Annotated in this window: 9 protein-coding genes and 3 pseudogenes; 7 read left to right on the plus strand and 5 right to left on the minus strand. The window is 36.0% G+C overall.

Translation table 11 applies throughout. The annotated features are described in order from the left end of the window. The first annotated feature begins 9 nt into the window (after positions 1-9). Positions 10-1,086: a major capsid protein gene (locus ACFIMK_RS07360; RefSeq protein ID WP_375638730.1), complete on the plus strand. Its 1,077-nt coding sequence runs from the start codon at positions 10-12 to the stop codon at positions 1,084-1,086. Position 1,087: 1 nt separating this feature from the next. Continuing rightward, positions 1,088-1,444, plus strand: coding sequence for a hypothetical protein (locus tag ACFIMK_RS07365; protein ID WP_375638728.1), 357 nt, complete (start codon positions 1,088-1,090; stop codon positions 1,442-1,444). Between the two features lie 27 nt (positions 1,445-1,471). On the opposite strand, the gene ACFIMK_RS07370 is transcribed toward ACFIMK_RS07365, so the two are convergent. Then, positions 1,472-2,557: a hypothetical protein gene (locus ACFIMK_RS07370; RefSeq protein ID WP_375621835.1), complete on the minus strand. Its 1,086-nt coding sequence runs from the start codon at positions 2,555-2,557 to the stop codon at positions 1,472-1,474. A 381-nt stretch (positions 2,558-2,938) separates the two neighbouring features. Between ACFIMK_RS07370 and ACFIMK_RS07375 the strand changes: the two are divergent. The 4 genes and pseudogenes from ACFIMK_RS07375 to ACFIMK_RS07390 all read left to right on the plus strand — a co-directional run. Next, positions 2,939-3,154, plus strand: a pseudogene (locus tag ACFIMK_RS07375) (antA/AntB antirepressor family protein); the annotation flags it as partial. A 169-nt stretch (positions 3,155-3,323) separates the two neighbouring features. Continuing rightward, a pseudogene (locus ACFIMK_RS07380) lies at positions 3,324-4,488 on the plus strand (tyrosine-type recombinase/integrase). 207 nt (positions 4,489-4,695) lie between these two features. Beyond that, a complete protein-coding gene (locus ACFIMK_RS07385) occupies positions 4,696-4,896 on the plus strand; it encodes an AlpA family transcriptional regulator (protein ID WP_015856172.1) in 201 nt (66 codons plus the stop codon). 100 nt (positions 4,897-4,996) lie between these two features. Then, positions 4,997-5,593: pseudogene (locus ACFIMK_RS07390) on the plus strand (virulence-associated protein E); the annotation flags it as partial. A 1,059-nt stretch (positions 5,594-6,652) separates the two neighbouring features. Here ACFIMK_RS07390 and ACFIMK_RS07395 read toward each other — a convergent pair. The 4 genes from ACFIMK_RS07395 to ACFIMK_RS07410 form a co-directional block, all read right to left on the minus strand. Beyond that, positions 6,653-7,645 carry a hypothetical protein gene (locus ACFIMK_RS07395; RefSeq protein WP_375613859.1) on the minus strand — a complete coding sequence of 331 codons (993 nt, stop codon included), beginning with the start codon at positions 7,643-7,645 and terminating at the stop codon, positions 6,653-6,655. Next, positions 7,614-8,228, minus strand: a complete 615-nt coding sequence (locus ACFIMK_RS07400) for a hypothetical protein (protein WP_375613858.1) — start codon at positions 8,226-8,228, stop codon at positions 7,614-7,616. Before ACFIMK_RS07400 ends, ACFIMK_RS07395 begins: the two co-directional genes overlap by 32 nt. Then, positions 8,218-10,002: an MFS transporter gene (locus ACFIMK_RS07405; protein WP_375612536.1), complete on the minus strand. Its 1,785-nt coding sequence runs from the start codon at positions 10,000-10,002 to the stop codon at positions 8,218-8,220. The genes ACFIMK_RS07400 and ACFIMK_RS07405 overlap by 11 nt, the downstream gene beginning before the upstream one ends. Positions 10,003-10,161: 159 nt before the next feature. Further along, positions 10,162-10,905 (minus strand): radical SAM protein, encoded by a 744-nt coding sequence (locus ACFIMK_RS07410; RefSeq protein ID WP_375682037.1) that lies wholly within the window; start codon positions 10,903-10,905, stop codon positions 10,162-10,164. Between the two features lie 1,053 nt (positions 10,906-11,958). Here ACFIMK_RS07410 and ACFIMK_RS07415 point away from each other — a divergent pair. Continuing rightward, on the plus strand, positions 11,959-12,438 hold a 480-nt coding region (locus tag ACFIMK_RS07415; protein ID WP_375683002.1), incomplete at its 3' end, for an integrase arm-type DNA-binding domain-containing protein.

Here is a 12,438-nt window from a genome sequence, read left to right on the forward strand (position 1 = left end):
AATGCACACATGGATATGAATTTTTTTAAACATGATGCTTTCTCAAGCATCACAATGATGAAAGCCATTGAAAACTATGAGTTTCAACCTGGTCTTGTAAGCTCTCTTAATCTTTTTGAGGAAGTTGAAACCAGTACCACAGTGGTTGGTATTGAACGGCGTGATAATACATTTTCGCTTATTCAAACCAGTGAACGTGGCGCACCTTTGACAGAAGGTGATAGAGAGGGTCGTAATCTTCGGTTTTTCAAAACAACACGGATTGCCAAAAGTGATACCGTAAAATCAGAAGAAATCCAGAACCGTCGTGAATTTGGCGCAGAAGATCAGTTAGAGACAGCAATGAAATATATTGCCAAGAAACAAAAGAAACTGATTTCTGAAATAGAATTGACATGGGAAAATATGCAGCTTGGCGCTGTTCAAGGGGTGGTTCTTGATGCCGATGGCTCTGTTATTGTCGATTGGTACAAAGAATGGGAAATCGCACCACCAAAGCCGATTGATTTTAAATTAAATAATGAGACAACCAATGTTGCGGACCATGTTGATCAAGTCATTATGAGGATGATTGAAGCTTCAAAAGGAGCATTTTCTGATCGTTCGCGGATTATTGGGCTTTGTGGTAATGAATTCTTTTCCAAGTTGAAAAACCATAAAACAATTCGTGAGACCTATTTAAACACAGCCTTAGCACAGACACTCAATAGCGCCGGAGGTGTTGCAACACCAAGTTCGATTGGCTCTGGGAGCTTTGGTAGTTTTGACTTTGCAGGTGTCACTTTCATTAATTACCGGAGTATTCACAACTATAATGTAAGTGCGAAGGCTGGAACAAAGCGCGCTATAGGCATTAAGCCTGATGAATGCCAATTCTTTCCTGTTGATGCGCCTGGTGTCTTCCAAAAAACCTTTGCTCCTGGTGAAAGCTTGGATTTTGCCAACACGGTTGGAAGGCCGCTCTACACGATGCTTATCGTCGACCACGACCGTAATGCATGGGTAAAACCGGAGGTCTATAGCTATCCGCTTTACATCTGTACACGCCCTGAAATGCTGTTTAAAGCAGTGATTGGAGCGAAATAACATGCGGTGGAACGGGCTGCTAAACCAAATGGTTAAAGATGTGCGCAACACTTTTGGGCAGCCCATCATCTACACGCGAAAAGACAACCAGCAATCTTTTCGTATCACAGCGATTTACGGCATTAAACATTCGGAATCGGAAGCCGGTGGCAGAATCTCTACCACAATTGCAAGAAAGGAACTTGATCTTTGTATCAATGATATCGGGGGAATACCACCAAAACCTCAAGATAGTATTGTGGTCCTCTCTCCTGAAAACAGTAAAGCCCCCTCTTCTCAAGAGCACTTCGTGGTCACAGATGTCCAAGCCTCTGAATCCGGTATGTATAAGCTTATCTTGCGGGAGCTAAAACAATGAAACATCTTTGTCTTGTGTGTTTAAAAGTCAATAAGGCTGCCCAAGAACCCGGATTACTGCTGCAAACCTTGGATTTGGAATAGCACTAAATCGGTAATTCCATGGTGCGCCGGTACGGTGACTGATGTGACATCCTTGGTATGTTATAGTTACTGATGCAATTCTTGCCCAAGTAGTCCTTTCATTATCTTCAGGGCTTTCAAATACAATAGCTTGATTTGTTACTAAAAGACGTCCTAAAATTGGAGTATTTTCGCCAATATCAAAGGTAACGCGTTCTTGAACTCCCAACAGTTTTTCATTTTGTACTAAACGATAATCATATTCACTTGCGTCAAGTTCTTGAAACATTTCACATGCTTCCTCAAAATTAGAGGGAGGAATATCTGATTGCCACAGAGCAACTTCTTGCTCAAAGCTTTTTTCCTTTTTTGTCTCACGATAGGCAATAATAACAAAAATTAAAACAATAAAAATGGGTACTAATAACCATGGCGTAATAGTTACTGTTACCACAATGCCTCCAATCAGTAGAGCACAAAGAAGAACGATCTGTACCCTCTTTTCTAACCGTTTTTTTTCAAGTTCCGGCGACATTTTATTAACAACTGATAAATCAGAAGAAGGATGGATATGCGGGGGAGGCATTAAAACCTGCTCTGAAACTTTTTCTTTAAAACGTTTGTTGCGTTTATCTTGCCAATGAACAAAAATAGACAATGCAATAAATGCAAAGAAAATTAACCTGAACCATCCCCAAAAACCTAGACCATCATTTTCGTCTGACTTTTTATCTTGAACATGGATACTTTGCTTATCAGTATTCTCAGGTAGTGCCTTTGTCACGCTTTCATTTTGAGTAGCAACATCTATTAATAAAGTCGAGGAGGAGGAAAAAATTTCATTATTGTACGCAACTTGATCTGGTTTGATTTTGTGAAAAAAAAACGCACCTAATATTGCAGAGCCGAGAAATAATAAGACTCCAATGCCAAGGGTTTTCAATCCATTTTTGCACCATTTTTTTATACACACTAAAACAAGTCCGACAACCATCACCGGTAACGACAACAAACATACGATCATCGCAATTGTATCAAGTATGTCGAGCATTATTGTCCCCTCCACTATAAATAAAAAACTAAGCTGGAAAATCTAAAGTGAGTCGACAAATAAAGTAAATATGTGCTTATGATTTTTAGAAAAAAGTGATATTATTATAGGAGTATGAATAATCGAAACAGGAACCTAACGAACACCTTAAATACTAAGCAGATAAGCTACCGAGATAGTTTATTTTCGCACATTAAAGGCTTTGACTCATTGTATGTTACTCGCATATAGTGATTTTGTGGGGTGTGGTTATGCTATAACACACCTTCATAGGAAAGCATAACGACGGACTTACTACCGTGTTTTTCAGTGCTCGGCACTTTCTAATTAAAGAGTCAATGAAAAACGTCTAAGTAGTAAGGAGTTCACCATGAATACTCTATAGAAATTAAAGAACAAACTATTGGCCAAGTAAACAGTTCAAACTGTTAACGCACGTGAATTATATTGCGTTTTTGGAAATAAAGTCTGAATTTAGAAAACGGTGGAAAAGAAAAAGAATACCACATTACATTAGACATGGCTAAACATCTTTCGATTATAGAGCGTAATGACAAAGGGCATGAGGCACGTCAATACTTTAACAAGTGTTCAAGGCATTGATTTATAATGATAATCTAGCGTTATTCATATTGAATGAGAACCCTGAATAACGTAAGATTCTCTCATCTTAAATCTGTGTATCTTGAATCAATCAAAATCACTTGCTTGCACACCACAAGCGGGGCTAGCGTGTGGGTAAAAACTATAGCAGAAAGGAGTAAAAATGGTTCTTATGAATCGTCTTAATGCAAGGGCTGTCGCAACATTGGGAGCTGGTAAATATAATGATGGTGCCGGCTTGCTTCTTCACAAACGTAAAGATGGTGGTGCTCAATGGCTTTATCGTTATACCATTCATGGTCGGCGCCGCGAAATGGGCTTGGGTGCCTTGCGAGATGTTTCTTTAAAACAAACCCGTGAATTGGCAACTGGGTGGCGGGCTGTTTTACGTGAGGGGCGTGACCCCATTAAAGAACGCAACAAACAAAAGCGTGAGGCAATGCGCAATCTCCATTATTTAAAAGATATTGCTCTAGATGCTTTTGAAAGCCGTAAAGCTGAATTAAAAAATGATGGTGAGTCTTGTAATTGGTTTTTACATTTACGCCTCCATATTCTCCCTAAATTAGGCTGTCTGCCCGTTTCAGAGATTACCCAAACAGAGATACGCGATACCCTTGCCCCTATTTGGCATACAAAAGCTGGAACTGCTCGAACAGCACTAATGCGTCTTAATCTTTGTCTCAAACATGCGGCTGCATTAGGGTTAGATGTTGATTTACAAGCAGTAGAAAAAGCAAAAGCTCTCTTAGGCAAACAACGTCATAAAAAACAAAGCTTACCAGCCATGGATTGGAGAGATGTGCCGGCTTTTTACCAATTTCTCTGCAAAACAACAACTATAAAACATTTAGCTTTGCGTCTGCTTATCCTTACAGGGGTTCGTAGCAATCCTTTGCGTCATATTCGTGAAGATCAGATTGAAGATGATATATGGACAATCCCTGCTGAGAATATGAAAGGTTTGCGTGACGCTACAACAGAATTTCGCGTACCTCTATCATCTGAAGCGCTAAAAGTGATTAAACAAGCCCGTTGTATTTCCAAAAGTAATTTCATTCTGTCTTTTTCCGGTCGTGCTCCCCTTGCTGAGAATTGTATGGCAAAATATATGAGAGACAATAAAATTGAAGCCTGCCCCCATGGTTTTCGCTCTAGTTTACGCGATTGGCTAGCAGAAACAACCGATGCCCCTTATGAGGTCGCTGAAACCATTCTAAGTCATACAGTAGGAGGGCAAGGAGCGTGCCTATCGTCGCACTGACTATCTAGAACAGCGCCGCGTTTATATGGATAAATGGGCGGCTTATGTCACGGGTCAATCTTAAGATATGGGGTGCATAACCCCATTATCTGTGGATAACTTTAGCTCTCTTGTCTCTCATTCTTTCTCAATAAGATTCATCACGTATTACATCAGAAATTATATGATAAAATATTGTTTTCTATAAATAAAATACCTTCAAAAATGAACCAAAATGTGCTTAATAAATAGGCATGATTTATTTCCATTTTTATAGTGAAAGGATTTTAGAATGACAGAAAATGATATTCTTTTAACAGACCGTGAAAGTGCAAAATTGCTTCATATGAGTGTCTCAACATTCCGGCGTCATGTGACCAATGGCTCTCTCCCAAAACCTTTAAAATTTGGTTTTTTATCCCGTTGGTTACAATCGGATCTTTTGAATGTAATCGAACAAGCAAAACAGCAACGTTATAACGACGCGGCATAAAAAGAAAACCTTGTCACGTAAGGACGGACAAGGCTTTCTCAAACTCATCACCCTAGAGATAGCACAATCCGTTCTATGACGCAACGTTATAGGATTTACAATGATGTGTTCTTTTAAGAATGCGCAAGGTATCACACGTGCATTACGTGGAGTTTGGCATGGGCGTTATGGACTTGCTCATTGCCCTGCTCATGATGATAGGCTGCCTAGCTTATCCCTTGCCAATGGACATGATGGGCGTTTATTGCTCTATTGTTATTCTGGCTGCTCTTTTAGAGAGATCATACAAGCGCTTATTAGAATTAGATTGCTTGGAAAACAAGCTTATGATCAGACGCTCTCTTTCTCCAAACAGTTTTGTGCTGATCTCAAACGAGCAAAACAGAAAGCAGAGAGAGCAAAAGCAATTTGGCAACAAAGCCAACCTATTAAAAACACTTTAGCAGAAACCTATTTACGTATGCGGGGTATTACATGTGATTTGCCTCCTGATTTACGCTTTTACGACAAATGTTCGCACCCCTCTGGGGTTACACTGACCGCGTTGGTGGCTCTTGTTAAGGGCGCTGGCTCTTTCGCCATTCATAGAACCTTTTTACAAGCCAATGGTTGCAAAACAGACCAAAAACCAGCAAAAGCCATGTTGGGATCTGTAACAGGTGGTGGGGTGCATTTAAGCCAAGCCAATCCAAAACATAAGGAATTATTTAACAAACTTTAGAGCTTTTATGCTGTTACAACTATCTTCGTGAAATTTATGAAGACAAAACCCAAAAGGCGGTCGGCCTACAAAACGCTATGAATAGCTCACCTTGGTGAAAAATCATAGGACCACACAATAGAGAAATCTCTTTTGACAGTTTTTCAAGCCAATCGCTCAACGCTCTTTTTAGTGACATTCTCTTCATTGCTCTTTTTTCAAAGAAAATGATCAGAGTTCTTCTTACAAAGAGTTTTGTTGCTTTTGGAGAGTTATTCCAATGTTTATGTTATTTTTTTAATAATAAAAAATAAAAAACATTATATTTTAATATTTTTGTTTAGGATCTTGAGCTACTCTATGGAAATTTCTATTTTTGTAAAAAATCCAAACGTGCAACAGCATGGTAAAATATATTTTTATGACGTTGGTGATGATCTCAAGAAAAAAGAAAAAAACCTTACGATAATAGGAGTCATTTGGAAGTATTGATGGTATTAAGTGAATATCAGCTACAATATCATTGGGATTTATATTACTCGTAATTGGCATTTTGGATGCATGGCTCATTTGTTCTGCGAATTATTGGACTTGAATGTTTAATCTATAAAGCCCAGTATTGATGATATTAGAATAAAAGCCATCTTGATTTGTAAGTTTAATCGAATGCAAATTGAGAACATTCGATATAATAACAAGCGTATGCTTCTTAGCTAGCCCCTTTTAAGTAAGATAATAAGTCCACCTGCCATACTGTTTTGATTGGGGTTGAGCTCAGCTTTATAATAAACATCAAGCTTAAAAATACCGTTCGCTTATTTTGAGTTACATCAAACTGAAATACCTATAATTCTTTCTCATCAAAAATCTTGAATAAAAAAGGCAAGTTGCTGCTTAAATTACTGCTAATATCAAAAAAATCAAAGCCAATTTTGCCACCATCTTTGACACTTTTAGTATATAAGATCCCGATACATGAGACAAGCACCATATCGTTCTTCCATCGGTATGTCCTATATCTATTCACGAAACATAGCTGCTTCAGAGTGGGAAATACTATATATTTGTAGCAATTTCTTTTAATTGATTCATATCAAAATACAAATCCGATACCTTTTGGCAAAATTTATCAAGATAAATAAACAATTCATCAGAGAGAGATATCTTTTTTTCTCGAATTCTCATTAAATCCTCAGTTTTATTATTTAACGGATGCGCTTCAAAATTACTTGCACGATTTCCTGCTAATTTGGTAGGCATATAATGATTTATGATGTTACAAAAACTACAATCTAAAGGGCCTGAAACATTACTTCCAACCATACCAACGTAGTTATTTTTATTCTCAAAACACTTATATAATTCTTTAATATTACTTGCAAATGGCTTATAGACAAAAGCATTATAGCCATATTCGTGAATTTTTTCATAACCACATTTCACGAATGTCTCATCAGCGATATTTAAGAAACCCAAATCTGGAATTTTTGAAGGAAATTTCACAGGCTGTTCTATTCCAAACAAATTATTCTTATCTATCCTATCAATAAAATAATTCCACTGCTCAAAATTAATACTTGCATTGAAATCAATAATAAATTTTACATTTTTGTTTTCATTAACAATTGCAATTGTATCATCCAAATACTGATTCGATGATTTCAATTTTATCAAATCGTAATTACGTATCTCATCATCAATAATTGCACCTATTCCTATCGTTTTAATAGATTTCATTAATCCAGAATTAATAATTTTAGCCATTTCAACTTTTTTAAAAAAATCTTCCAACCCAAAGAAATAGCTTAAAGAATTTGCAAAGTGTTTACTTTTATTTATTGATCGTTCATTTACAGATTTTATAAAATCGTCCGGCATTTCTCCGTGACTAGGTGACAATGGCAACTCCATAGCAAAGGGCGAAATAACTTTATCCTGAGCAGTAAATAAAATTATCAGTTCTGTTTTTTCAACTAACACACCAGAAGAACTGTGAAAAGAATCCGATAGTTTATATTTATTGGTGTAAACTCTGATGCGTATATCCATATTTTATCTCACAGCCAGAAAAAAAATCCCGTATCATATTTAACTGAAATCTATTCTCATACTTTTTTCTATTTTCAAAATTAACTAAAATGAACTCGGGAGTAGCGATACGTATTAGAGCTAACACTTCTGCCAAATCGAATCTCTCCGATAAAGTAATCGTCACACTATATGGTACGCTATCTTTTTTCATACATTCTATGTTACGCACCCACGTTTGTTTATATTTTTTACTGTCTAGATTTCTTATCTCTGAAATAACATCTGTGCCTATTTGTATCCCTAAAAAGAACGGATTACTCTTTAATAGCTTCAAATATGGTTGAATATAGATGTGCCCCCCTGTTGCAATCCGAAAATATTTTTTGCAAATGAGACACATACAAGTATATTTATGAAGTAAATCATAATCGAGCTCAAAAGGCTCTCCACCAGAAAGAATAATAAAATCAGATTTTATGTCATTTATTGTATATAAAGATTCAGGCAACGCGTCATCTCTCACCATATATTCCATCGAATACGGACAATGATTGCAGCCCGCACTGCAATTTTCATTACAAATTACAATATTATCGCCCATGAAATTTCTTATTCAAGTTCATATAATCCAATACTAATTGTTTCATGAAAATATTTTGGTATAGAGAAAGATCAGAAATTTTTTTAGCCACAAACGCTTTTATCATTGGTAAAGCTTCATCCTTTGATATAGACAGCAAATGAGAAATATAGTCTATCCGTTCTTCTAAATTGAGAGATAATCTTGGACTGGTGAAAAATGTTAAGATATCCAATTCCGGACTGGCTTCTTGACATAAATCCCAATCCACTACCATAAAAGAACTATCAGAAGTAACAATGATATTATCAGGATGTAAATCTCCATGTGATAAGATTATATTCTTGCTTAATCGATCTTGAAAGATCTTATTGATTTGATCAATAATCGCCTTTTGATGTAGCAAATCCATTTGGCTCAATACAGTACCCCGGATAAACTCCCATTCGACTATTTCATCGCAAAGTGTTATCAAATTTGGTGCAGGATAGAGACTTTGTCGAAAAGAGCCATCCTTGATGTTTTCATTAATGCACGATGCTTCCGGATAAATTTGCCCATAGCAAAACTCTTGATGCTTGCGTTTCAAGAAATGTTGTTTTGACGATTGTGCATTTTCAGGCTGTAACCAAATGATTTCTTGTTTTCTGACAAAAATAATTAAAGCAGACACCCCAAAAATCACAGCCATAATCACTGCCAACCACAAATTAGCTTGCCAGAATGTTGAAAAAACATGACCGTATAAAAAACTGAATGCAAAGGATACAACAGCTGTAATAATGGCTGTAAATGATAAAACAGTCGCGATAGCTTTGGGATCAATCAGTGAATTTATAAGAAGAGACGACAGATAAGATCGATAAGCAGATTTAAAAACACATAGCAGTAAAAATCCTAATATAAGAGCCGCAATGATTTGAAATGACATGAGAAAAAAAGCAATGGTTACCATACAACCAATCATTAAGACGGGAAAAATAGGATTTTGAAACTTTGAAAAATACTTCTGAAACAATATATTGGAACTTGCTGAAAAAAAATTCCCAATGATAAAAATAATCGAAACCAAAATAGCAGGTTGAAATGGCAAAAAATCAGAAAATGCGATAGAAACAGTTCGATTATTAACCAAAATAGCAAAAGCTGAAACTGCACTTAAAAAAACAAGAGTGAAGCGATAAGGGTTTTTGACTTCTTTACGGCTGGCGCACATAACTGTGAAAATACTCGGATGAGCGTTGATATGAAAACTATCTAATCCCTTCGTCAGTTTTGAAAACATAAAAATAGCAAAAATTAATGAAAGGATTTGAAAAATTACAGGCAATGCAGGATGCACATAATAAAGTATTCCCCCTAAAAAAATAAGTACCGTTGTCACACTATAGGTAACAGCAGCCACTTCGGACTTAACGGAAAACAGTGTGCGATGCTTTGGTACTACAGAAAAGAGTAAACTATCTTCCGCACCTGAGAAACAAGCGGCCGCTAATGTGATACACAACAAATAAGTGGCGTAAGCAAAATATGCATAATTCATAAAAAGAGCTAAAAAACCGCAAAGAAAGAAAAACAGCCCAGTATAAATAACGCGCTTACTTCCATAAACATCTGATAATAAACCCAAGGGGACTTCTAAGATCAAAGGAAGCAATAAAAAATAACTACCGATTAAAACAATATCCGCTTGCGACAAATGCAATTTTTCCGACAAAAAAAGTGGTAAAACAGCAACCACTAGAGCAGTAGACTTGCTAACGCTATAAATCTTAAATTGCTTAACCTTATCCACAAAATACCTTCCCACGACATCCGCTACATGCGCCAGATTCTTTCAAAGATTTTAAAACGCTTTGAGCAGACCAATCTATTGCCTCATAATTTGTAGATTCCCAAAAGCTTCTGAATAAAAGCAATTTTTTAAATCTCCATTATAGTCCAATACCAAGGATCAAAATGGAAATAAACACATTAACGGCGACGAAACGTACGCAGAATTTTCGCCTAAGTAATAATTAATACAATTTACAAAATTTTGTGACGTCCATGAGATTTTCCTTTCTTGGAACTTTTTATCTATATAAATCTGGAGGGGGGATTCTTTCCTTGATAATTCATCTCTCAAATGAAAAAGTGAAGCGTTTGGCGGAAGAGTTTTGTTTCTTAAAGCCTTAGATCGATCCTTTGTATTATTTTTTCTAGAAAAACTAAATGACGACGTATCGAGCGGACTGAATCCGATATAATCGACATCTTTGCTTATACAAAAATCGATAAAATTAATAATATTTTCTAGAATCTCTTTGGTAACTGTCGCTCTTATTCCTATACTTTGCAGAGGTTGAAGATTCTTAACTGTTTCAATGTTTTTCCACACGCGATCAAATTTATTCGCCCCCCGTATATCATAATATCCTTGGACACTAGTCGAATCCATAGAAATAACAATTTCTTTTATGTCATACTGTGAAATCCATAAATTTTTATGCAATAAGATGCCATTAGTATTTAATTCAACGGGCAGACCTAGTTCATTCAACGTTAATAAAATATCTTTAAGCTTCGGATGCATTAAAGGTTCTCCCCCAGAAAGCATCACTGAGGCAGCTCCTTTTTCTTTCAACATTCTAAATAAGGGTATTAAACTTTCTGGAGTATGCCAATTTTTTTCCTTAATCCTCCAGCAATCGCACATGATACAAGGGCTATTGCAATTCTGGATAATATGTATAATAGGTGTTACAGGTACCCATAATTTTTTAAGATCAAAAATCGAATCTGACGCACTAATCAAGTTTTCCTTCTTTAAAAGAAAGCCATTCTTTTCTAGTTCTCTTAACAAGATTGAAAAATCTGATGCTAAAATCTCTGTCTCTACATTAAGCTTTGCCGCAACAGTTTCAATTTTCTGATTCTGTAAAAAACTGAATCAATTAAAATTATAACTGAATCATTAAGCACAATAGTCGAAAAATCATTTAATCTAGTTATGCTATTCTCGTCGAGATTAATACAAAACATTTCCCCTCCTAAATTGTTTCTTAATAATACAATGGATAAGGGCGCTGCAGCGCTCTTATCCTGTTTTTTTATTTTTTTCTATCTCACACCAATGGTTTATAACAAGTTAAAGTTGCACTGCTCACAGTGCCAATCACCTGCGGTTTTTTATATGACATAATATCCCCCTCATACTGTTATTATGTACTTTATTTATATTCAAGACAATTAGTATTTTATAAAAAGTTTACAACTTTATAATTGTAAAATCAATTTAACTGTATTACGCAATATTCAGTTTGGAAAACAAATTAGCCTATACCGGTATAAATCGAAAAACTCTTGTGCTCAGCTAATTTCCATTTTAATTAGTAAGTTCATTCAAAAAGTATTATTCCTGATTTCAATGGCTATTTCACTTAAATCGCAATAAGAAATATGCAATGTTCTGCTTTATCAAGTAATTTTAAAAAGATTTTTTTGGGCTGAAATAAAGAATAGTTGTTGCGTAAATCAGCTTCTCAGAAGAAAAATTTTTCAATTATTTTTCTGTTTTAATTGTAATTTTGTGAAATACTACTTGCGGTGAAATTACTTTTAAAAGAGGTTCTACTCGACGCCAAAATACAAACTTTTATTTCTTATTAAAGATACAATCATATTGATTTATAATGATAATTTAGCACTATTCATATCGAATAAGAATCCCAAATAACGTAGGATTCTCTCATTTCAAATCTGTGTATGGTTGAATCAACTAAAACCACTTGCTTGCACGTCACAAGCCGGCTTGTTACTTCATAAGCGTAAAGATGGTGGTGCTCAATGGCTTTATCGTTATACCATTCATGGTCGGCGCCGCGAAATGGGCTTGGGAGCGTTGCGAGATGTCTCTTTAAAACAAGCCCGTGAATTAGCAACAGGATGGCGGGCTGTTTTACGTGAGGGGCGTGACCCCATTAAAGAACGCAATAAACAAAAGCGTGAGGCAATAAGCAATCTTCATTACTTAAAAGATATTGCCGTAGATGCTTTTGAAAGCCGTAAAGCTGAATTAAAAAGAGATGGTAAAGCTTGTGATTGGTTTTTACCATTACGCCTTCATATTCTCCCTAAATTGGGCTGTCTGCCCGTTTCAGAGATTACGCAAACAGAGATACGCAATACCCTTTCTCCCATTTGGCATACAAAGGCTGTAATTGCTCGAACAGCATTGATACGTCTTAAT

The sequence above is a fragment of the Bartonella sp. AP280QHHD genome, from assembly GCF_042196125.1.
Lineage (GTDB): Bacteria > Pseudomonadota > Alphaproteobacteria > Rhizobiales > Rhizobiaceae > Bartonella.